This is a genomic window from Streptomyces sp. NBC_00012, from assembly GCF_045040875.1.
Lineage (GTDB): Bacteria > Actinomycetota > Actinomycetes > Streptomycetales > Streptomycetaceae > Streptomyces.
Genome location: NZ_CP108309.1, coordinates 2,990,873 through 3,010,158, shown reverse-complemented (window position 1 = coordinate 3,010,158; position 19,286 = coordinate 2,990,873). Strand labels below are relative to the sequence as shown.

The following is a 19,286-nucleotide window of genomic DNA, read 5'->3' as shown; positions in this document are numbered from 1 at the left end:
CCGGGATCCGACGGACCCTCCTGCCCGGCGTCGCCGCTCCCGGTCCTCGACGTGTGTCAGCCCCCGTCGTGGGCCTTCCGCAGCGCGGCGATGTCCAGCTTCTTCATGGTCATCATCGCCCTGGTGGTCCTGGCGGCCTTCGCCCCGTCCGGGTCGGTGACCAGCCCCAGCAGCACCTCCGGCACGACCTGCCAGGAGACGCCGTACCTGTCCTTCAGCCAGCCGCAGGGCCCCTCCTCGCCCCCGTCGGTGAGAGCGCCCCAGTGGTAGTCCACCTCGGCCTGGTCCGCGCAGGGGATCTGGAACGAGATGGCCTCGTCGAACGTGAACTCCGGACCGCCGTTCACCCCCACGAACTTCTGGCCGTTGAGTTCGAACTCGACCGCCATCACCGATCCGGCGGGCCCCGGCCCCGCCTCGTTGTAGCGGCCGATCGCCCCGAGGCGGGAGTTCTTGAAGACCGAGACGTAGTACTCCGCCGCCTCCTCGGCCTGTCCGTCGAACCACAGACATGTGGTGAAGCCCTCGGTGGTCATCGCTGTCTCCCCTCAAGTACGCAGCCCCGTCGCCTGCGCAGGTCCACCCATATCGACTGAACCCGTCCCGAAAACTCATCGCTGTATGGGAGGTGACCCAACGGGGGCAGGTGTCAGCCGACTTCATATCGTCCCTGTGAATGGCTCGAAATCGCCTCGGCGACACGGCTGCACCGCGCATCGAAACGGCTGAACGGCGTGGCCGGCGCGCGGATCATACCCAGGCCCGACCCCGAGGTCCGGGCCCTGGTCCGATGCCCCGGCCGGGGGAGGGACGGCATCGTCGGGGTATGACGAACCGAACCGCCCCCATGGGCCCCCGACGACCGCCATCGGCGCCCGGCTGCGCGTCGCGCTGCCGGTGGAGCGGGCGGGCACCGCCGGGCGTACTGGTCGATCACACGCCCGGCATGACGGCGGTGGGTGAGGCGGCGACCGGCGCGGAAGCCGTCGAGCTGGCCCGCCGCGAACGGCCGGACGTGGTGCTGATGGACATACGCATGCCGGAACTCGACGGCATCGAGGCCACCCGCCGCATCTGCTCGGACCCCGCCACGTCCCGGGTCCGTGTCCTCGTCCTGACCACCTTCGACCTGGACGAGTACGTCTATGCCGCACTGCGCGCCGGCGCCACCGGCTTCCTCCTGAAGGACACCCCGCCGGCCGAGGTCCTCACCGCCATCGGAGTCGTCGCCGCGGGGGAGTCGCTGCTCGCGCCCTCGGTGACGAGCCGCCTGATCGCGGAATTCGCCCGCCGCCCGGAGCCGGGCCGTCCACCGGCCCGTTCACTGGACGGAGTCACGGACCGGGAACTGGAAGTGCTGGGCCTGATCGCGCGCGGCCTGTCCAACACGGAGATCGCGCAGCACCTCCATCTGAGCCCGGCCACGGTCAAGACACACATCGGCCGCCCGCTCGCCAAGCTCCGGGCGCGCGACCGCGCCCAACTGGTCATCGTCGCCTACGAGACCGGGCTGGTCGACGCCCGGAGACGTGACGGTCTCAGAGCGTGACCTTGGGGTCAGCCGGCCCGAGGTACTGCACGGCGGTCTGTCCGCAGTGCGGCGCGAGCAGGCTCCGCAGCTCCTCCGCCGCGGTCCTGACGAGGTCGCCGTCGTGGGTGGCGCGGAGGGTTTCGAGTACGAGGACGACGCGGGCGGAGTCCTCGGTGACCCGGGTGCGGTGGGCGTCGCGGTGGTTCCAGTGCCGGGTCAGGACGCCGGTGGCATCCGTGTAGACGATCTCGCCGGGCTTGGGATTCTCGACGGCGTCGGGCTCCCCGAGCGGGGTGAACTCCTCGCCGCCGTCCGCGTACCGGATGTCGACGTCGCCGGTGACGTGGTCCAGGTCGAAGGCGCCGGCGGGCAGACCGTGACGGACGGAGACGGCGTTGTACGAGTCGACGGCCGGGTTGATACGCGGCAGGGTCCCCCGCTTCGCGAACCGGCGGCCGAGCGCGTCGACGCTGGGCCGGACGCGGCGCGGGTTGGTGCCGAAGGAGCGGTAGGCGGTGTGCCACGCCTCGATGCGCGGGTCGGCCTCGTCGGCGGGCTGCCAGACACCGTCGGCGAGCCGTTGCTCCAGGTCCGCCAGGGCGGCGTCGGTGTCGGGCCAGGGTTCGCGGCCGCGCAGGCCGGTGACGGTGACCAGGGCGATGAGCGTGTCGGGGAAGGCGTCAATGACGGCGGGGGCGATGCGGAAGGCGGGCATGAGCGGAATTTCCGTTTCTCGGGTACGCGGGTGCGTCGGGGTCAGGTCAGGGCGAGGAGGCCGACGGCGACGGCGGCGGTGCCCAGCCCGACGAGCTGGCCTCGGTGGATGCGCTCGGCGAGCACACCGCGGGCGAGCAGGACCGTGCCGGCCGGGTAGAGGGCGGTGATCACGGCGACGACGGTCAGGTCCCCGCTGCGGGCGGCGAGCAGGAACATCAGGTTCGCCATCGAGTCCAGGACGCCCGCGGCGGCCGACATCGCGTAGGCGGGCCGCTCGGAGCCGAGCCTGCGATACATCAGCCCGGCGGCGGCCAGGGTGACGGCGGAGGAGACCGCCCGGCCGACGATCAGCGGCGCCACACCGCTGTCGGAGGGCGCCTGGTGCAGGAAGATCAGCTGGAGGGCTATGGCGGCGCCCGCGCCCAGGGCCAGCAGCAGCGCGGTACGGGACGGGCGCGCCGACCCGGCGCCGTGCCCGGCGCTGACCAGTACCACCGCGAACAGCGCGAGCGGCAGGCCCATCAGTCCGGCGACGCCCAGGTGCTCGCCCTGGAGCAGGCCCACCCCGACGGGCAGCGCGGCGGAGACCAGTGCGGTCACCGGCGAGAGCACGTTCATCGGGCCGATCGCCAGGGTGCGGTAGAGAAGGGCGAACGCGGCGGCGGAGACGACCCCCGACGCGGCACCCCAGCCGAGGGCGCCGACGCTGAACGAGGCCCCGAGCACCGGCCACAGCATCAGCTCGACCGCGAGCGAGGCCGGGGCAGCGATCATCACGGTACGCAGGACATGGGCCTTGCGGGCACCGAGGCCGCCGAGGAAGTCGGCGCACCCGTATGCGAGTGAGCTGCCCAGAGCCAGCAGCAGAGCGATCACAGCACATCCCTTACCATTATTGGAACGACCGAACCGTACAACGGATCGACCGGTCGTTGTCAACCAAACGACCGCACGGTTCATTGCAGTAGTCCGTGGCGAGGATGGAGATCAGATGGCCGAGACGGCCGCAGCCCTGCGGACGGTCGCGTACAACGTCAGGGCGGCCCGCACCCGCGCGGGCCTGTCCCTGGACGAACTCGGTCGGCGCGCCCAGGTCAGCAAGGGGGCCCTGGTGGCGCTGGAGAAGGCCCAGGGCAACCCCAACCTGGCCACCCTGGTCCGGCTGGCCGACACCCTCGGCATCTCGGTCTCAGCCCTGATGCAGGGACCGTCCGAGGGCCGCGTCCGCGTCGTGGCCGCCGAAGCCGTCGCCCCCCTGTGGACCGGACCGCAGGGCGGCGAGGCCCGGCTCATGCTCACGACCTCGGGCCCGGCCCCGGTGGAGATCTGGCGCTGGCGACTGGAGCCCGGCGAGGAGTACCCCAGCCACCCTCACCAGGCCGGAGTCACCGAAACCATCAGCGTCACCTCCGGCAGGATGACCCTGGTGGTCGACGGCGTCGAGCACCCCGTCGAGGCCGGACAGACCGCCACCTTCGACGGCGACTCCCCGCACACGTACCGCGGCTCCGGCACCGGGACCTGCCACCTGATCATGACGGTCCACCTGCCGCCGGGCCCTGCCGCCGCGACCTGACCGGCAGACACGAAGAAGCCCGCACCCGGACCGCCGAGGGCGGCGTCGATAGACTGCCGCCGTGCCGTATCCGCCGATGTCGTGCCAACTCGAAACCGCCCGGCTGACGTTGCGTCCGTGGACCGAGTCCGACATCGGCGCCCATCGCGGGCTCGTCGCCGAACGGGGCGACGGCATGCCGTCGATCGAGCGCGACCGCCGGATGATCGAGGACGAGCGCGTCGCGTCGGCACGGACAGGCATCGCTCTGCTGGCCGTCGTCCGTCGCGATGTGGGCGACTTCATCGGGTACTGCGGGCTCACCGTCAGGACCGGCCGGCCGGAGGCCGACGGTTCCCGGCACTCGGCTCAGGTCGGCGAGGTCGTGACCTGAGTTCTTCGGGCGCACCCTGCGGCGCGGCCATCGAAGCAGCAACGCCCACTCGCCTCCACGCAAAGAAACCCGCACCCGGACCGCCAAGGACGCCGTGTTCGGCGGCCTGCGGGCCGGGTGCGGGCGGGGAGACCGGCGGTCGGAGGGATCGCCGGTCGAGGAAGCCTGACCGGGGGTCAGGCCTTCTTCGTCTCCCAGAAGATCTTGTCGATCTCGGCGATGTAGTCCAGCGCCTTCTGGCCCGTCGCCGGGTCCGTGGAGGCCTTCGCGGCCGACAGCGCCTTCAGGGCGTCGTTGACCAGCTGGTGCAGCTCCGGGTACTTCTCGAAGTGCGGGGGCTTGAAGTAGTCGCTCCAGAGCACCGAGACGTGGTGCTTGGCGAGCTCGGCGCGCTGCTCCTTGATGACCACCGCGCGGGCCCGGAAGTGCGGGTCCTCGTTGGCCTGGTACTTCTCCTGGACGGCCTTGACGGACTCCGCCTCGATGCGGGCCTGGGCCGGGTCGTACACGCCGCAGGGCAGGTCGCAGTGGGCGCTGACCTTCACCTTGGGGGCAAACAGGCGGGAAAGCATTGAGCTGTCCTTCCTCGTGATCGTCTTCTCAGGTGGGACATTACTCCGTGAGAGACGTGTTTCCGTGGGTGCCCCCATGGGCTTAGGCCAAAAGTCCAGGGCGAGTATGAGACCAGTGGCCGAATGTACGGAACGCTGTACGGGACGGTGTACTGGACGGACCGGGGAGGTGCCGGAGAGATGCGGGAGGTGCCGGAGGTGCCTGAGCTGACGCAGGAACAGCCCGGGCGGGGGCTGGCGGCGCGTGTGCCGTTCCAGGTGGTGGAGGTGACCGGGCCGTCGATGGTGCCCACGCTCCATCACGGCGACTGGCTGCTGGTGCAGTACGGGGCGGTGGTGCGCCCCGGGGACGTGGTGATCCTGCGGCATCCGTTCCAGCAGGACCTGCTGGTCGTCAAGCGGGCCGCCGAGCGCCGCCGGGGCGGCTGGTGGGTGCTGGCCGACAACACCTTCGCGGGCGGGGACAGCACGGACTACGGGACGGTGCCCGAGGAGTTCGTACTGGCCAGGGTCCGGGCGCGCTACCGGCCGCTGAAGAAGGATCAGCGGTCGGTGCGGGGTGTGGTGACCTGGGCGGTCTCCGCGCTGCGGCCGGTGTCGGCCGCCCGTTCCGTCTCCAGGCGCTTGCGGGCCCGGTAGGCGGCCACATTGGCGCGGGTCGCGCAGCGGTCCGAGCAGTAGCGGCGGGAACGGTTGGTGGACGTGTCGAGGTAGGCGTTGCGGCACGGCGCTGCCTCGCACAGGCCGAGCCGGTCGACCCCGTACGAGGTGAGGTGGAAGGCGAGGCCCATCGCCGCGATGGCGGCGTACCCGGCCGTCGCGTTGGACGGATGGTCGGCCAGATGCATGTGCCAGTCCGGCTTTCCGTCCTCGTCCCGGGTCTCGTGGCCGGAGATCTGCGGGCTGACCGGGAACTCCAGCAGCAGTGAGTTGAGCAGGTCGACGGCGAGTGTCTCGTCCCCGCCGTCGGCCGCCTCGAAGACCGAGCGCAGCCGTGCCCGTACCGACCTGAAGCGGGTCACGTCCGCGTCGGTCGCCCGCCGGGCCGCCTGGCCGTTGGCGCCGAACAGCTCGCGGACCGCCTCCACGGAGGTGAGGGAGTCCTTGTTGCGGGCCGGCTCCTCGGTGTTGACCAGACGGACGGCGTAATCCGAGTAATAGGCCAGTTCCACTTGTAGTCCTTACGGCGTCGGTCTATGGTCGGTGCGGCGAACGATGTAATGGGCCTTTTAAGGTCCAGGGTATTACATGGAGGTTCCTGGTGGCTGAGACATCGATGGGTACGGACTGGCGGGCCTGGCAGGAGAGCTGGGACCGGCAGCAGGAGTGGTACATGCCCGACCGCGAGGAGCGGTTCCGGGTGATGCTGGACATGGTCGAGGCCCTGGTGGGACCGCGGCCGAGGGTGCTGGATCTCGCATGCGGTACGGGAAGTATTACGGACCGGCTGCTCAAGCGGTTCCCGGAAGCCACCAGTACCGGCGTGGATCTCGATCCGGCGCTGCTCGCCATCGCACGTGGCCACTTCGACGGCGACGAGCGCGTCAGCTTCGTCACCGCCGACCTCAAGGACCCGGACTGGGCCGGGCGGTTGCCGTACGACTCGTACGACGCCGTCCTCACCGCGACCGCCCTGCACTGGCTGCACACCGAACCGCTCGCCGCGCTCTACGGGCACATCGGCGGGCTCGTCCGGGACGGCGGGGTGTTCATGAACGCGGACCACATGATCGACACCGCGACGCCCCGGATCAACGCGGCCGAACGTGCCCACCGGCACGCCGCCATGGACCGTGCCAGGGCCGCGGGCGCGCTCGACTGGGCCGACTGGTGGGCGCTGGCCGCCAAGGACCCGGTCCTCGCCGGGCCGACCGCCGAGCGGTACGAGATCTACGGCGAGCACGCGGACGGTGACATGCCCCCCGTGCGGTGGCACATCGACACCCTGCGCGAGGCGGGATTCGGGGAGGCGCGGACCGTCTGGGCCTCGCCCTCGGACACCCTGGTGCTCGCCGTGAAGTAGCGGCGTACGGGAAGGGACGGGCGGTACGGCCTCGGGTCGTACCGCCCGTGATCCATTTCCCGGTGTCTGCTGCAACCCGCCGTGCACCCCACCGCACTGGAAGGGTGAGACGGTCCGCACCCGCGGACCCGGAGAGGGGCGCCGACGATGCGGATCGAAGACGATGCCGCGCTGCACGCCTTCGTCGAAGGCAGACGTACCGCGCTGTTCCGCAGCGCGTATCTGCTCTGCGGCGACCGGCACGAGGCCGATGACCTGGTCCAGGCGACGCTGGTCAAGGTGGTGCTCGGGGGGCGGCGGTACGGACGGCTCGACGACATCGAGGCGTACGCGCGCAAGACGCTGATCAACACCTTCATCGCATCCCGCCGCAGGTTCTGGCGGCGCGAACAGTCCTACGGCGAACTGCCCGACCGCGCCGACCTGGCGCCGGACACGGACACCGGCCTGGCGGTGCGGGCGGCACTCGCCCGGCTCACGGACCGGCAGCGGGCCGTACTGGTCCTGCGCTACTGGGAGGACCTGAGCGTCGAGGCCACGGCCGGACTGCTCGGGATGCGGGAGAACACGGTCAAGAGCCACGCGGCTCGGGGGTTGGCGGCGCTGCGCGCCGAGATGGCGGAGGAATTGGTATGAGCAACGACGTGCACGAGCTGCTGGGGCGGGCCGCGGACGACGCGGGACAGCCGGCCACCACCACCCGGACGGTGTACGCCGGGGCCGCCCGGGTACGGCTGCGGCGCCGGGTCACCGTCTCGGTCGCGGCGGTCGCCGCGGTCGCGGCCGGAGCCGTCGTCGTGCCGAACCTGGCACCGAAGGGCGACACGCAGGAGACCACCGTGGCGGCGCCGGTCGAGCTGGTCGGGAACGGCGGCCGGGCGAAGCAGCTGGCGAAGGTGCTGCCCGAGGGCGTCGGGGACATCGATCAGGTCTCGCTGTCCGTCATCCGCGACGGGGACACCTCCGAGCGGGAGATGCCGCACCTCCAGGGGCCGCTGGACGGGCACTTCTCCGTACGCAAGGACGGCGGTGTCGGCTATCTCGTCATCGGCTACATGAACACCGGCAACCCCGGTGGGGGGGACGACCCGTGCAAGCCCGCCCAGGGGATGCCGGGCATGCCGGACTGCGTGAACGAGGAGCTGCCGGACGGACGGGTGCTGACGACCTGGAGCGACCCGATGAACTACGGGGTCACTCCGCAGTGGGGGAAGGAACTGGTCGGCCGGCTCACCCTGAAGGGCGGCGGGGTGCTGGCCGTCCGTGACAGCACCGGTTTCAAGGGCGAGCGGGCGCAGGGCCCGCTCCTGAAGACGCCGCCGCTGACCCGCGCCCAGCTGCGGGAGCTGCTGCTCAGCCCGGAGATGCTGCCGAAGAAGTAGGGGACGGCGGGCGCGGAGGAGGGGCGGTACGGAACTCTCGGCTCCGTACCGCCCCTCCCTCTGCTGCTACAGCACCTTCGACAGGAACGACTTCGTCCGGTCGTGCTGCGGGTTGGTCAGCACGTCGCGCGGGTGGCCGGACTCGACCACCACGCCGTCGTCCATGAAGACCAGCGCGTCGCCGACCTCGCGGGCGAAGCCCATCTCATGGGTCACGACGACCATCGTCATGCCGTCCTCCGCGAGACCGCGCATGACGTCCAGGACGTCTCCCACCAGCTCCGGGTCGAGCGCCGACGTCGGCTCGTCGAAGAGCATCAGCTTCGGCTCCATGGCCAGGGCCCGGGCGATGGCCACCCGCTGCTGCTGTCCGCCGGAGAGTTGGGAGGGGTAGTTCTTCGCCTTGTCGCCGAGGCCGACCCGGTCCAGCAGCCGCTCGGCCCGGGCCCTCGCGACGGCCTTGGACTCGCGCCTGACCTGGACGGGGGCCTCCATGACGTTCTCGATCGCCGTCATGTGCGGGAAGAGGTTGAAGCGCTGGAAGACCATGCCGATGTCCCGGCGCTTCAGCGCGACCTCGCTGTCCTTGAGCTCGTAGAGCTTGTCGCCCTTCTGGCGGTAGCCCACCAGCTCGCCGTCGACGTACAGCCGGCCGGCGTTGATCTGCTCCAGGTGGTTGATGCACCTCAGGAACGTCGACTTGCCGGAACCGGACGGGCCGATCAGGCAGAAGACCTCCCGGGGCGCGACCTCCAGGTCGATGCCCTTGAGGATGTGCGCGGCGCCGAAGGACTTGTGGACGCCCTCGGCCTTCACCATGGCGGTGGCGGTCATGCCATGCCCCCCTTCGGGCGGCCGATGGACAGGAGGTTGGCCCTGACCTTCTGGAACGGGGTGGGCGGCAGGTTGCGGCTCGAACCGCGCGCGTAGTACCGCTCCAGGTAGTACTGGCCGATGCTCAGCACCGAGGTCATGATCAAATACCAGGCCGCGGCCAGGAAGTACATCTCGACCGGGGCTCCGGACCCCTGCCCGATGTCCTGGGCGTACTTGAACAGCTCGTAGAACTGCACGGCCGCCACCAGCGACGTCGTCTTGAGCATGTTGATCACTTCGTTGCCCGTCGGCGGCACGATCACCCGCATCGCCTGCGGGATCACGACGCGGCGCAGGGTCTTGCCGTGGCTCATGCCCAGCGCGTGCGACGCCTCCGTCTGGCCCTCGTCGACCGAGAGCAGCCCCGCACGGCAGATCTCGGCCATGTAGGCCGCCTCGTTCAGACCCAGGCCGAGCAGCGCCGTCAGCAGCGGCGTCATGAAGCTCGACCAGTAGTCCTTGTAGATCGGCATCAGGTTGATGTACTCGAAGACCAGGCCCAGGTTGAACCAGACGAACAGCTGGACCAGGACCGGGGTGCCGCGGAAGAACCAGATGTAGAACCAGGCGATCGACGAGGTCACCGGGTTCCTCGACAGCCGCATCACGGCCAGCAGGATGCCGCCGACGATGCCGATGACCATGGACAGGGCGGTCAGCAGCAGGGTCTGGGTGACACCCTTGAGGATGCGGTCGTCGAAGAAGTAGTCAGGGACCGCACCCCAGTTGATCTTGCCCTGGCTGAAGGCGTAGACGATCGCGGCGAATGCCGCGATGGCGACGACGGCCGAGACGTACCGGCCGTAGTGCCGGACCGGAATGGCCCTGATCGCCTCGGGTCCGAAGGACGGAGTGGGGGGTATGGGCGGCTGGTCGGCCAGGCCCGTCTTCTTGATGTCAGTCACAGGAAGAACCTTTCAGCGCCGGTGCCTGCTCAGGATCCGCCGTTCAGCTTGGCTTCGGTGACCGCGCCGGCCTCCACGCCCCACTTCGAGATGATCTTGTCGTACTCGCCGTTCTTGATGATCGCGTTCAGGGCCGCCTGGACGGCCTTGGTCAGCTGGTCGTTGCCCTTGGCGACGGCGATGCCGTACGGGGCGGCCTCGACCTGCTCGCCGACGATCTGGAAGTCCCTGCCGCCGCCCGAGGTCTTCACCGCGTACGCGGCCACCGGGAAGTCGGAGGAGCCGGCGTCGGCGCCACCGCTGCGCAGCCGGGTCTGGGCCTCCAGATCGTTGTCGAAGGTCTCGATCGCGATCGACTTGCCTGCCGGGCACTTCTTCGACTCGGTCTTGGCGAGGTCGTGCGAGACGGTGCCGCGCTGGACGGCGATCTTCTTGCCGCAGAGATCGGCCCAGGACGAGATTCCCTGGTCATCGCCCTTCCGGGTGTAGATCGAGACGCCGGCGTTGAAGTAGTCGACGAAATCGACGCCCTCGCCGACCTTCTTCTTCGTCTCGGAGTCGATGCCCTGCTGGCGGTCCTTGGTGTCGGTCATCGACGACATCGCCAGGTCGTAGCGCTTGGAGCGCAGCCCGGTGATCAGCGTGTCGAACGTGCCGTTCTGGAACTGGAAGGTCACGCCGAGCTGCTTGCCGAGCGCGGCGCCGATGTCGGGGTCGATGCCGACCGTGTTGCCGGACTTGTCCTTGAATTCGACCGGCGGGTAAGCGATGTCTGAACCGACCTTGATGACGCCCTTGTCCTTGATCTCCTTGGGCAGGAGATCAGCGAGCGGGGCCTGGGCCGACGCCGAGTTGTTCCGCGGGCCGTTCTTGGTCTGGTCGCCGCAGGCGGCCAGCAGCATCGTGCCGGCGACCGCGATGGCGCAAACCGCTGCGATCCTTGATTTCGCGGCCGTGCGACGAGTGGTGCTTGCGGTCATGATCGGGGTGCCTCCGGCAGGTGAGGGTGGTGTTACCAGGCGGTATGGACACACGACTTCGGATGTCGCCCCCCTGTGGGATTAGGGCATCTTGCCATTCGGACTGGCTCAAATTGGTCGCCGATCGTGTCAAAATCAGATAACGGGCGATCCCCGAACCTCACGAGGCCGGTACACAGGGCCGGACCATCTGTGGGGATTCCATCATCGCGCCGGAAGATCTGCGGCGCGTCTCGACTGGTGGACACTTTTGTCGCTTGGCGGACTTGTCCAGATATTCGACTATGAGTCACGTCACCGAACCGATATGGACTCGTCCATGAAGCGGTTCGTCCGGTAAGAAAGACCTTTACACCCCTCATCCGGGGCTCAGGGCGCGTGTGCGGCGCGCCCGCGCGTATGTATTTCCCCCTGCCGGGGCGGGCCAACCGCCGACGTGGGGCACGTACGCGGTGCCCGCCCACCCCTCCTCAACCAGGAGTGGCCACCCTCAAACGATGAAGACTTAAGGGGTCAACACCATGGCAGCGGAGATCGTCAATCCTCGCAGCGACAGCACCACTGACAGCACCACCGATGAGCCGTTCGATCCGGCCTTCGCTCTCCACCGCGGGGGGAAGATGGCCGTGCAGGCCACCGTTCCCATCCGTGACAAGGACGACCTGTCCCTCGCGTACACGCCCGGCGTCGCCAAGGTGTGCAGCGCCATCGCGGAGAATCCCGACCTGGTCCACGACTACACCTGGAAATCGCAGGTCGTCGCCGTCGTGACGGACGGCACCGCGGTTCTCGGTCTCGGTGACATCGGACCCGAGGCGTCCCTCCCGGTGATGGAGGGCAAGGCGATCCTCTTCAAGCAGTTCGGCGGCGTCGACGCGGTGCCGATCGCGCTCGCGACCACCGACGCGGACGAGATCGTCGAGACCGTCGTCCGGCTCGCGCCGTCCTTCGGAGGCGTGAACCTGGAGGACATCTCGGCGCCGCGCTGCTTCGAGATCGAGCGCAAGCTCCAGGAGCGGCTCGACATCCCGGTCTTCCACGACGACCAGCACGGCACCGCAGTCGTGACGCTCGCGGCCCTGCGGAACGCCGCGAAGCTGTCCGGCCGGAGCCTCGGCGACCTGCGCGCCGTCATCTCCGGCGCCGGCGCCGCCGGCGTGGCCATCGCGAAGTTCCTGCTGGGGGCGGGGCTCGGCGACGTCGCCGTGGCCGACCGCAAGGGCATCGTGAGCCGGGACCGCGAGGACCTCACGGAGGTCAAGCGCGAGCTGGCCGAGCTCACCAACCGGGCCGGTATCTCCGGTCCGCTGGAGAGCGCGCTGGCAGGCGCGGACGTCTTCATCGGCGTCTCCGGCGGTACGGTCCCCGAGGAGGCCGTCGCCTCGATGGCCCCCGGCGCGTTCGTCTTCGCCATGGCGAACCCGAACCCCGAGGTCCACCCCGACATCGCGCACAAGTACGCGTCCGTCGTGGCGACCGGGCGGTCGGACTACCCGAACCAGATCAACAACGTGCTGGCCTTCCCCGGCATCTTCGCGGGCGCACTCCAGGTCCGGGCCTCCCGGATCACCGAGGGCATGAAGATCGCCGCGGCGAACGCGCTGGCCGACGTCGTGGGCGACGAGCTCGCGGCGGACTACGTGATCCCGTCGCCGTTCGACGAGCGGGTGGCACCGGCGGTGACGGCCGCGGTGGCCGCCGCCGCGCGGGCGGAGGGCGTGGCCCGGCGCTGAGTCGGTGGGGCGGGGCGGAGTGGGGCACGGATAAGGGGTGCCTGCGGCCGGCTCCGCCCCCGACCCCGCTCCTCAAACGCCGGAGGGGCCGGTTCCACCCCGCGCGGCGCGCGTCACACAGGCGGCCGGTTACGCCCGGCCCCGCCCCGGCCTATCGTCGGGGCCATGTTCGCCGCCTACGCATCCCGCATCGACCGCGACCAGCCACTCAACGGCCTTGAGCTGGGCGAACGCCCCGCCCCCGAGGCCCGGCCCGGCTGGACCACCGTCAACGTCCGGGCAGCCTCCCTCAACCACCACGACCTCTGGTCCCTGCGCGGCGTCGGCCTCGCCGAGGACAAGCTGCCGATGATTCTCGGCTGCGACGCGGCCGGAACCGACCAGGACGGCAACGAGGTCGTCCTGCACTCCGTCATCGGCCAGACCGGTCATGGCGTCGGCCCGGAGGAACCCCGCTCCATCCTCACCGAGCGCTACCAGGGCACCTTCGCCGAGCAGGTCACCGTCCCCAGCTGGAACGTGCTGCCCAAGCCGAAGGAGCTCACCTTCGAGGAGGCCGCCTGCCTGCCGACCGCCTGGCTCACCGCGTACCGGATGCTCTTCACCAACGCCGGGGTGCGCCCCGGCGACTCGGTCCTCGTCCAGGGGGCGGGCGGCGGTGTCGCCACCGCCGCGATCGTGCTCGGCCGGGCGGCCGGCCTGCGGATCTATGCCACCAGCCGCGACGAGGCCAAGCGCAAGCGTGCCGTCGAGCTCGGCGCGATCGAGGCGTTCGAGCCGGGCGCGCGGCTGCCGCAGCGCGTCGACGCGGTCGTCGAGACGGTCGGCGCGGCCACCTGGTCCCACTCAGTGAAGTCGCTGCGCCCGGGCGGCACGCTCGTCATCTCCGGCGCGACCAGCGGCGACCGGCCCTCGCACGCAGAGCTGACCCGGATCTTCTTCCTGGAGCTGAAGGTCGTCGGCTCGACCATGGGCTCCAAGGACGAGCTGGAGGACCTGCTGGCGTTCTGCGCGACCACCGGTGTGCGGCCCGTGATCGACGAGGTGCTGCCGCTGGACCGGGCCCGCGAAGGGTTCGAACGGCTCGCGGCGGGCGACCAGTTCGGAAAGATTGTGCTCACCTGCCCTTGAGGAGTGCGGGGTGAGCTGCTCTGATCTGCGCCATGCGAATACGGATGCGGATGGGCAGCGTACTCACCTCGGTCGTCACTTCGTTCGTGCTCGCGGCGGGGGCCCCCGCCCCCGCCGCCGACGCACACCCCGCGCCACCGGAACGGGCCGGCATCCCCCGCCTCACCGACGACGGGGGCCGCACGCTCACCCTGCGCGGCTGGAACGTCGAGGACAAGGCGAACAGCGGTGACCAGGCACTGACCGCCATCACCGAGAAACACTTCCGCGATCTGCGGGCCAAGGGCTTCAACTTCGCCCGGCTGCTCTTCTTCTGGGACGACCTGGAGCCGAGCCGGGGCCACTACAGCGCCGAGTATCTGCGCCGGATCGACCGGGTCCTGGACTGGGCGCGCAAGTACGACATCCAGGTGCTGCTCGACGCCCACCAGGACGTGTTCGGCCCGGCGTTCGGCCACCGCGGCATCCCGGCCTGGGCGACCCGCACCGACGGGCTGCCCTTCACCCCGCACCCCGACGACTGGTTCTCGGAGTACTTCGAGCCCGCCGTGCAGCGCGCCTTCACCCACCTCTACGAGGACGCCGACCTCCAGCGCGCCCAGGCGCGGATGTGGCAGGTCGTGGCCGAGCGCTTCGGGCGCCACCCCGCCGTCCTCGGCTACGACCTGATCAACGAGCCGATGGGGGAGCTCGGCCAGGGCGAGGACCTGCCGGCGGCCGCCCGCCGCATCGAGGCCCGGCAGCTCACCCCGATGTACAACCGGCTGGCCCGTGCGGTCCGTTCGGCCGACCGCGACAACTGGCTGTTCGTCGAGCCCACCCCCATCGTCGGCGAGGGCGTGCCAACCGGACTGGGAGCGATCAGGGACCACCGGACCGTCTACGCCCCGCACTTCTACAACACCGCGATGGAGGCCGGTGCCGACTACGACCCGGCGGCCGGCTGGATCGAGTCGTACGAGGCGGCCGTCACCGCGTACCCGAAGCAGCAGCGGATCCCGGTCGTCGTCGGCGAGTGGGGCCCGCTGAACAACAGGCTCCCGCAGATGGGCCGCTTCTACCGGGACGCGATGGCCTCCTTGAGCCGCTACAGCTCGGGGTGGGCGGGCTATGTGTGGTGCTACGGCGGCGGCTACTGCGCCCTGGACGAGAACGGCGCCTTCGCGGCCAACAAGGAGCGGACCGCCACACCGTACGCACCCGCCGTCGCCGGAACCGTCCACTCCGACACGTACGACGACAGCGCGCGCGTCTACCGGCTCATCTATACGGCGGGCCGCCGCGGCACCACGGAGATCTCGCTGCCGCCGACCGCCGGGCGGTGGCGGGTCTCGGTGGACGGCCGCGCCGAGGTCCGCCGGCACGGGGGAGAGGTGCGCGTCCATGCCCGGAAGGGGGCACGCGTCACGGTGACGGCGACCGGGACGGGGCGCGGCTGAGCGGCCCGCGCGCCACGCGTCGACACACCCCACCCGTCAATCAAGGTTGACAGGCGGGGTGTGTCAACCTACGTTGACACCATGACTGAAGCGACGGATCTCGCCGCGCGAGCCGGTGACCGCGACCCGCGGGTGGGGCTGCGGGCGGTCGCCGCACTGCGCCGGCTGCTGGAGCAGCTCGAAGCCGTACAGGTCAGAAGTGCCCGCGTGCAGGGCTGGTCGTGGCAGGAGATCGCGGCCGAACTGGGCGTCAGCAGGCAGGCCGTGCACAAGAAGTACGGGAGGCAGTGATGTTCGAACGATTCACCAAAGGCGCCCGGGGAGTCGTGACCGGCGCCGTGACCCATGCCGAACGGACCGACGCGGCATCCATCACCGAGGAGCATCTGCTGCTCGCGCTGCTGGACCGGCAGGAGGGGCGGGCCGCCTTCGCCGTCGCCTCGCTGGGCCTCGTGGACCGCCGCGCGGCCGTCGAGGCCGAACTGGCCACGGCCCGCCGCCGCGGCGGACTGACCCGGGCGGACACGGACGCGCTCGCCGGACTCGGCATCGACGTGACCGAGATCGTCGCCCGCGTCGAGGAGGTCCACGGGGAGGGTGCACTGGACCGGGCCCGGCGGCGCGGCTCGGGGCGCCGCCCGTTCACCCGCGGGGCGAAGGGCGTCCTGACGCGGTCGCTGCGGATCGCGGCGGGGCGCGGGGACCGTTTCATCGGCGACGAGCACCTCCTCCTGGCGCTCACCGCCTGCCCCGGAGTGGCCGCCGACGTACTCGCCGCACATGGCGCGACGTACGGGACGGTGACCCGTGCGCTGTACGGGGGAGGGGAGGAGGAGCGGTTCGAGGAGGCGGGCTGAACCCGGACCCTCCGGCCACCCCCCGCCCGGTCACTTCTGGCCGTCGTCGCCCTTCCGCAGCAGCGCCCCGATGTGGGCCGCCGCCGTCGACAGGTGGCGGCGGGCCTCCGTGAGCTGCTCCTCCGTGACGCCGCGGTCGCGGGCCGTGTCGCGGATGTCGTCGCGGAAGCGGTCGAGCAGCCGGTCCAGGTCGCGGGCCGGGTCGCCGGTGCGGGGGGTGTCCTTGCCCCAGTCGGCGTCGGCCCCGGCCGGCTCCGGCTTGACGTAAGGAGCCCAGCCGCCCGTCCTGGCGAAGCCGCCGAGCTGTCCGGTGATCTCGGCCAGCCCCTCCCGTACGCCCGAGGGCCAGTCGCCCCGCGCGAAGTGCTCCTGGACCTGCCGGGCGGCGTTCTGCATCTGCTCGCGAGCCCTGTCCTGGGCCTCCTTGGCCTGGCGGCGGGCCTGCTGGGCGTCCTCACGGGCGCGGCGGGACTCATCCTTCGCCCGGCGGGCCTGCTCCTTCCACTCCTGCTTGGCCTTGCGCAGCTCCTCCTTGGCGGCGCGCCAGGCCTCCTTGTCACCGAAGTCCCCGAGGTCGCCGAAGGCGGACTCCCGGTCGCCCTTGTGGCCGGAGCCGGAGCCGGAGCCCGAGCCCGAGCCGGTGTGCCTGGTTTCGTGCGCCGCAGCCCGCATCTCGCTGCGCAGCTTGCCGGCGGCGCCGCGTACGTCGTCCCGTATCTCGGCGGCCAGTTCGGAGACGGAGTCCCGGATCTCCATTTCCAGATCGGCCAGTTCGCCCGTGCGGCCGGCCAGTTCGGCCCGGCCCGCCTCGGTGATCGAGTAGACCTTGCGGCCGCCCTCGGTGGCATGGGTGACGAGACCCTCGGCCTCCAGCTTGGCGAGGCGCGGATAGACGGTGCCCGCCGAGGGGGCGTACAGCCCCTGGAAGCGCTCCTCCAGGAGCCGGATCACCTCGTACCCGTGGCGAGGGGCCTCATCGAGGAGCTTCAGCAGGTAGAGGCGGAGGCGGCCATGGGCGAATACGGGGGGCATGTCAGAGCACCTTTCCGGTCGGCTCGGCATCGTACGGGCCGTCCTCGGCCGGCGGGCGGCGCAGCAGGGCGATCGATCCCGAGACGGTCGTCGCGCGCAGCTTCCCGGTCCCGGCGCCGAGCGTGCCGGTGATCTTCTTCGCGCCCCACTGGCCGCTGACCCGCAGGTCCTCGAACCCGTTGGAGACGGAGCCGCTCGCGGTGTTGGCCTCGACCGTCGCGTCCGCCGGGTGCGGCAGCCGGATGGCGACCTCGCCGGAGACCGTGGTCAGCCGGATGTCCGTGGGCCTCCCGGTCGGGTCCAGGTCCAGCACCATGTTGCCGCTGACCGATTCGGCCCGTACCGAGGCCCCGGCGCCCTCGACGACCGTCAGATCGCCCGAGACCGAATGGAAGCGGAGCTCACCGGTGACCGACTGGGCCTCCACGCTGCCCGAGACCGTGTCGGCCAGCACCGGCCCGGCGAGCCCGACGAGTGTGGTGTCGCCGGTGACGCCCCGTACGTCGGTGCGCCCACGGATCCCGGAGACGACGGCGCCCGCGCCGACGACACCGACCTCCACCGCCGACCCGTCCGGGACGGCGAGCGAGACGACCGCGCTACGGTGCCAGCCCTTGCGGTCGAACCACTTGAGGAAGTTCTGCCAGGGCAGGTCCTCGTACGCGACCGTGAGCGTGCCGTCCTCCAGGGTCACGATCAGTGGCGGTCCCTCGATCCCGGAGACCTCCAGCCGGGCGGCCGGCTCCTCGGTGCCGACGACGTTGACGGTGCCGCCGACGATGCGCACGTTGAGCGACGTCACGGGGTCGTCGAAGGTCAGTTTCTGCGGCTCGGCGATGGCCCATGTCGACACAGGCATGGATCTGACCTCCTGGGGAGCGCGGCGTGACGCAATATATCGCATCTCTTGAGGAACACGATATATCGCGGATCGGGGAAGTCAAGGCGCGTCGCGATGCCGCGGGCGGACCATCGGGGAGTCAAAGGGCGTCGAATGAGGGCAAATTGCCCTAGCGTGTGAGTCATGAATGCGACATCTCCCGCGGGGGCGCTGCTGCTGTGCCGGGCCGAACCGGAGACCGTACGGCCGGTGGCCCATCTGCTGCGCGAGCGGATGCTGCTCGCCCCCGCCGGAGACGGCTGGTCCGTCCTCGTGCCCGAGGGGAGGCCCTGGCAGGGTGGGGTCGCGGAGACCGGTGCCGCGGACGTGGTGGAGCCGGTCGACCGGGTCGTGGCCGGCTGGATCACCGCGCTCGCGGTCGGCTCGACGTGGCCCGTGCTCGCCCTGTGGTGGGACGGCGACCGGGCCGGCTGCGCACTCGCCGCCGGATTCCGCCGCCCGGTCGGCTACGTCTGGCTCGCGGACGGCACGCCGGCCGGTGAGGACGAGGCCATGCGTACGCTCGCCGAACGCCTCGGCCTCGACCCCGTGCTGGATGTCCAGGCCCTCGAAGAGCTGATCCGCCCGGACCCGGACGCCGACGCGCGCATCCGGCTGCGCGGGCTGCTCGCCGTACTGACCCGGATCGGGCTGATCCTGCCGCCCGGACTGGCCCCGGACACGCCCGGCGACCGGCTGTACGCGGCGGCCGACGACCGGCCCGAGGCGGAGCCGGTGAAGGCCGAACTCGACGTGGTCGAGAACAGCCGCCTCGGCCCCTGGATGCGCGGCCCCAGGGCCCGGATGCTGGCCGGTGCCCAGTTCGCGGCCGGACTGCCGCTGACCCTTTGGGGGATCAGACGCCGCGGCGGCGGATGGGTGCTGGCGGGGGTGCTGCTGCTGGCGCACGGGGCGCTCGGGCTCGCCTACGACCGGATCAGGGGCGCCGAGGAGCCCGCGGACGGGCGCGGTTGACCAGTCGCCCTGGCTCCAGCCCCAGCCCCAGTCCTAGCCCCAGCCCCAGCCCCAGCCCCAGTCCTAGCCCCAGCCCCAGTCCTGGTCCTAGCCCCAGTCCTAGTCCTCGTCGTCCTCGTCGTCGAGCCGGGCCAGCCAGGTCGCGAGGCGCTCGACCGGCACCTCGAAGTCGGGGTTGAGATCGACGAACGTACGGAGCTGCTCGGCGAGCCACTCGAAGGTGACCTCTTCCTCGCCTCGCCGCTTCTCCAGCTCCTCGATACCGCGGTCGGTGAAGTACATGCGGCAAGCCTAATGCCTGGTG

General features: G+C 70.7%; 24 protein-coding genes. 13 read left to right on the top strand and 11 right to left on the bottom strand.

The genetic code is table 11. The features are described from left to right. Positions 1-56 precede the first annotated feature (56 nt). Complete coding sequence (locus OHA19_RS13665; protein WP_405716528.1) at positions 57-536, bottom strand: VOC family protein; 480 nt, start codon at positions 534-536, stop codon at positions 57-59. A gap of 290 nt (positions 537-826) precedes the next feature. Here OHA19_RS13665 and OHA19_RS13660 point away from each other — a divergent pair, with 290 nt between their 5' ends. After that, positions 827-1,549 carry a response regulator gene (locus OHA19_RS13660; RefSeq protein WP_405716529.1) on the top strand — a complete coding sequence of 241 codons (723 nt, stop codon included), beginning with the start codon at positions 827-829 and terminating at the stop codon, positions 1,547-1,549. Here OHA19_RS13660 and OHA19_RS13655 read toward each other — a convergent pair. Together OHA19_RS13655 and OHA19_RS13650 are read right to left on the bottom strand one after the other, a co-directional pair. Continuing rightward, entirely contained in the window at positions 1,539-2,246 is a 708-nt protein-coding gene (locus OHA19_RS13655; RefSeq protein ID WP_405716530.1) for a B3/4 domain-containing protein, read from the bottom strand. The genes OHA19_RS13660 and OHA19_RS13655 overlap by 11 nt on opposite strands. A gap of 41 nt (positions 2,247-2,287) precedes the next feature. Then, complete coding sequence (locus OHA19_RS13650; protein ID WP_405716531.1) at positions 2,288-3,124, bottom strand: EamA family transporter; 837 nt, start codon at positions 3,122-3,124, stop codon at positions 2,288-2,290. 115 nt (positions 3,125-3,239) lie between these two features. On the opposite strand from OHA19_RS13650, the gene OHA19_RS13645 reads away from it, so the two are divergent. Next, on the top strand, positions 3,240-3,824 hold the full coding sequence (locus tag OHA19_RS13645) for a helix-turn-helix domain-containing protein (RefSeq protein WP_405716532.1): 585 nt from the start codon (positions 3,240-3,242) through the stop codon (positions 3,822-3,824). Positions 3,825-3,885: 61 nt separating this feature from the next. Then, on the top strand, positions 3,886-4,197 hold the full coding sequence (locus OHA19_RS13640; protein WP_405716533.1) for a GNAT family N-acetyltransferase: 312 nt from the start codon (positions 3,886-3,888) through the stop codon (positions 4,195-4,197). 176 nt (positions 4,198-4,373) lie between these two features. Here OHA19_RS13640 and sodN read toward each other — a convergent pair whose 3' ends face one another. Beyond that, entirely contained in the window at positions 4,374-4,769 is a 396-nt protein-coding gene (sodN, locus tag OHA19_RS13635; RefSeq protein ID WP_327369805.1) for a superoxide dismutase, Ni, read from the bottom strand. 180 nt (positions 4,770-4,949) lie between these two features. Between sodN and sodX the strand changes: the two genes are divergently transcribed. Then, a complete protein-coding gene (gene sodX / locus OHA19_RS13630) occupies positions 4,950-5,408 on the top strand; it encodes a nickel-type superoxide dismutase maturation protease (RefSeq protein WP_405721857.1) in 459 nt (152 codons plus the stop codon). On the opposite strand, the gene OHA19_RS13625 is transcribed toward sodX, so the two are convergent. Further along, positions 5,312-5,941: an ABATE domain-containing protein gene (locus OHA19_RS13625; protein WP_124716446.1), complete on the bottom strand. Its 630-nt coding sequence runs from the start codon at positions 5,939-5,941 to the stop codon at positions 5,312-5,314. The two genes, sodX and OHA19_RS13625, sit on opposite strands and share 97 nt — an antisense overlap. Positions 5,942-6,045: 104 nt before the next feature. Here OHA19_RS13625 and OHA19_RS13620 point away from each other — a divergent pair, with 104 nt between their 5' ends. The 3 genes from OHA19_RS13620 (at position 6,046) to OHA19_RS13610 (ending at position 8,174) form a co-directional block, all read left to right on the top strand. After that, a complete protein-coding gene (locus tag OHA19_RS13620; protein ID WP_405721859.1) occupies positions 6,046-6,792 on the top strand; it encodes a class I SAM-dependent methyltransferase in 747 nt (248 codons plus the stop codon). 147 nt (positions 6,793-6,939) lie between these two features. After that, a complete protein-coding gene (locus tag OHA19_RS13615) occupies positions 6,940-7,428 on the top strand; it encodes a SigE family RNA polymerase sigma factor (protein ID WP_405716535.1) in 489 nt (162 codons plus the stop codon). Beyond that, positions 7,425-8,174, top strand: coding sequence for a hypothetical protein (locus OHA19_RS13610; RefSeq protein ID WP_405716536.1), 750 nt, complete (start codon positions 7,425-7,427; stop codon positions 8,172-8,174). Before OHA19_RS13615 ends, OHA19_RS13610 begins: the two co-directional genes overlap by 4 nt. Positions 8,175-8,240: 66 nt before the next feature. Here the strand turns inward: OHA19_RS13610 and OHA19_RS13605 are convergent, their stop codons facing one another. Genes OHA19_RS13605 through OHA19_RS13595 form a run of 3 tightly spaced genes read right to left on the bottom strand, consistent with a single transcriptional unit; the run spans position 8,241 to position 10,935 of the window. After that, a complete protein-coding gene (locus OHA19_RS13605; RefSeq protein WP_323185731.1) occupies positions 8,241-9,008 on the bottom strand; it encodes an amino acid ABC transporter ATP-binding protein in 768 nt (255 codons plus the stop codon). Then, positions 9,005-9,955 carry an amino acid ABC transporter permease gene (locus OHA19_RS13600; protein ID WP_405716537.1) on the bottom strand — a complete coding sequence of 317 codons (951 nt, stop codon included), beginning with the start codon at positions 9,953-9,955 and terminating at the stop codon, positions 9,005-9,007. The genes OHA19_RS13605 and OHA19_RS13600 overlap by 4 nt, the downstream gene beginning before the upstream one ends. Positions 9,956-9,984: 29 nt before the next feature. Continuing rightward, positions 9,985-10,935 carry an ABC transporter substrate-binding protein gene (locus OHA19_RS13595; protein ID WP_405716538.1) on the bottom strand — a complete coding sequence of 317 codons (951 nt, stop codon included), beginning with the start codon at positions 10,933-10,935 and terminating at the stop codon, positions 9,985-9,987. Between the two features lie 521 nt (positions 10,936-11,456). On the opposite strand from OHA19_RS13595, the gene OHA19_RS13590 reads away from it, so the two are divergent. The 5 genes from OHA19_RS13590 (at position 11,457) to OHA19_RS13570 (ending at position 16,095) form a co-directional block, all read left to right on the top strand. Next, a complete protein-coding gene (locus tag OHA19_RS13590; RefSeq protein WP_405750350.1) occupies positions 11,457-12,668 on the top strand; it encodes an NADP-dependent malic enzyme in 1,212 nt (403 codons plus the stop codon). Positions 12,669-12,833: 165 nt separating this feature from the next. Beyond that, positions 12,834-13,799, top strand: a complete 966-nt coding sequence (locus OHA19_RS13585) for a zinc-binding dehydrogenase (protein ID WP_405716540.1) — start codon at positions 12,834-12,836, stop codon at positions 13,797-13,799. Positions 13,800-13,831: 32 nt separating this feature from the next. Next, on the top strand, positions 13,832-15,238 hold the full coding sequence (locus OHA19_RS13580; protein WP_405716541.1) for a cellulase family glycosylhydrolase: 1,407 nt from the start codon (positions 13,832-13,834) through the stop codon (positions 15,236-15,238). A gap of 81 nt (positions 15,239-15,319) precedes the next feature. Beyond that, a complete protein-coding gene (locus tag OHA19_RS13575) occupies positions 15,320-15,529 on the top strand; it encodes a sigma factor-like helix-turn-helix DNA-binding protein (RefSeq protein WP_114249297.1) in 210 nt (69 codons plus the stop codon). After that, positions 15,529-16,095 carry a Clp protease N-terminal domain-containing protein gene (locus OHA19_RS13570; protein ID WP_405716542.1) on the top strand — a complete coding sequence of 189 codons (567 nt, stop codon included), beginning with the start codon at positions 15,529-15,531 and terminating at the stop codon, positions 16,093-16,095. The genes OHA19_RS13575 and OHA19_RS13570 overlap by 1 nt, the downstream gene beginning before the upstream one ends. Before the next feature lie 30 nt (positions 16,096-16,125). Here OHA19_RS13570 and OHA19_RS13565 read toward each other — a convergent pair whose 3' ends face one another. Continuing rightward, on the bottom strand, positions 16,126-17,127 hold the full coding sequence (locus OHA19_RS13565) for a helix-turn-helix transcriptional regulator (RefSeq protein ID WP_405716543.1): 1,002 nt from the start codon (positions 17,125-17,127) through the stop codon (positions 16,126-16,128). 1 nt (position 17,128) lies between these two features. Next, positions 17,129-17,986, bottom strand: a complete 858-nt coding sequence (locus OHA19_RS13560; protein WP_405716544.1) for a DUF4097 family beta strand repeat-containing protein — start codon at positions 17,984-17,986, stop codon at positions 17,129-17,131. Between the two features lie 165 nt (positions 17,987-18,151). On the opposite strand from OHA19_RS13560, the gene OHA19_RS13555 reads away from it, so the two are divergent. Continuing rightward, positions 18,152-18,982: a hypothetical protein gene (locus tag OHA19_RS13555; protein ID WP_405716545.1), complete on the top strand. Its 831-nt coding sequence runs from the start codon at positions 18,152-18,154 to the stop codon at positions 18,980-18,982. A 99-nt stretch (positions 18,983-19,081) separates the two neighbouring features. Here OHA19_RS13555 and OHA19_RS13550 read toward each other — a convergent pair whose 3' ends face one another. Then, entirely contained in the window at positions 19,082-19,264 is a 183-nt protein-coding gene (locus tag OHA19_RS13550; protein WP_018535226.1) for a DUF6104 family protein, read from the bottom strand. Positions 19,265-19,286 lie beyond the last annotated feature (22 nt).

Excerpts from the sequence above, each read along its gene's own strand:
- OHA19_RS13665 (WP_405716528.1), bottom strand. The coding sequence starts at position 536 with ATGACCACCGAGGGCTTCACCACATGTCTGTGGTTCGACGGACAGGCC.
- OHA19_RS13660 (WP_405716529.1), top strand. The coding sequence starts at position 827 with ATGACGAACCGAACCGCCCCCATGGGCCCCCGACGACCGCCATCGGCG.
- OHA19_RS13655 (WP_405716530.1), bottom strand. The coding sequence starts at position 2,246 with ATGCCCGCCTTCCGCATCGCCCCCGCCGTCATTGACGCCTTCCCCGAC.
- OHA19_RS13645 (WP_405716532.1), top strand. The coding sequence starts at position 3,240 with ATGGCCGAGACGGCCGCAGCCCTGCGGACGGTCGCGTACAACGTCAGG.
- sodN (WP_327369805.1), bottom strand. The coding sequence starts at position 4,769 with ATGCTTTCCCGCCTGTTTGCCCCCAAGGTGAAGGTCAGCGCCCACTGC.
- sodX (WP_405721857.1), top strand. The coding sequence starts at position 4,950 with ATGCGGGAGGTGCCGGAGGTGCCTGAGCTGACGCAGGAACAGCCCGGG.
- OHA19_RS13620 (WP_405721859.1), top strand. The coding sequence starts at position 6,046 with ATGGGTACGGACTGGCGGGCCTGGCAGGAGAGCTGGGACCGGCAGCAG.
- OHA19_RS13615 (WP_405716535.1), top strand. The coding sequence starts at position 6,940 with ATGCGGATCGAAGACGATGCCGCGCTGCACGCCTTCGTCGAAGGCAGA.
- OHA19_RS13610 (WP_405716536.1), top strand. The coding sequence starts at position 7,425 with ATGAGCAACGACGTGCACGAGCTGCTGGGGCGGGCCGCGGACGACGCG.
- OHA19_RS13605 (WP_323185731.1), bottom strand. The coding sequence starts at position 9,008 with ATGACCGCCACCGCCATGGTGAAGGCCGAGGGCGTCCACAAGTCCTTC.
- OHA19_RS13595 (WP_405716538.1), bottom strand. The coding sequence starts at position 10,935 with ATGACCGCAAGCACCACTCGTCGCACGGCCGCGAAATCAAGGATCGCA.
- OHA19_RS13590 (WP_405750350.1), top strand. The coding sequence starts at position 11,457 with ATGGCAGCGGAGATCGTCAATCCTCGCAGCGACAGCACCACTGACAGC.
- OHA19_RS13585 (WP_405716540.1), top strand. The coding sequence starts at position 12,834 with ATGTTCGCCGCCTACGCATCCCGCATCGACCGCGACCAGCCACTCAAC.
- OHA19_RS13580 (WP_405716541.1), top strand. The coding sequence starts at position 13,832 with ATGCGAATACGGATGCGGATGGGCAGCGTACTCACCTCGGTCGTCACT.
- OHA19_RS13575 (WP_114249297.1), top strand. The coding sequence starts at position 15,320 with ATGACTGAAGCGACGGATCTCGCCGCGCGAGCCGGTGACCGCGACCCG.
- OHA19_RS13570 (WP_405716542.1), top strand. The coding sequence starts at position 15,529 with ATGTTCGAACGATTCACCAAAGGCGCCCGGGGAGTCGTGACCGGCGCC.
- OHA19_RS13565 (WP_405716543.1), bottom strand. The coding sequence starts at position 17,127 with ATGCCCCCCGTATTCGCCCATGGCCGCCTCCGCCTCTACCTGCTGAAG.
- OHA19_RS13560 (WP_405716544.1), bottom strand. The coding sequence starts at position 17,986 with ATGCCTGTGTCGACATGGGCCATCGCCGAGCCGCAGAAACTGACCTTC.
- OHA19_RS13555 (WP_405716545.1), top strand. The coding sequence starts at position 18,152 with ATGAATGCGACATCTCCCGCGGGGGCGCTGCTGCTGTGCCGGGCCGAA.
- OHA19_RS13550 (WP_018535226.1), bottom strand. The coding sequence starts at position 19,264 with ATGTACTTCACCGACCGCGGTATCGAGGAGCTGGAGAAGCGGCGAGGC.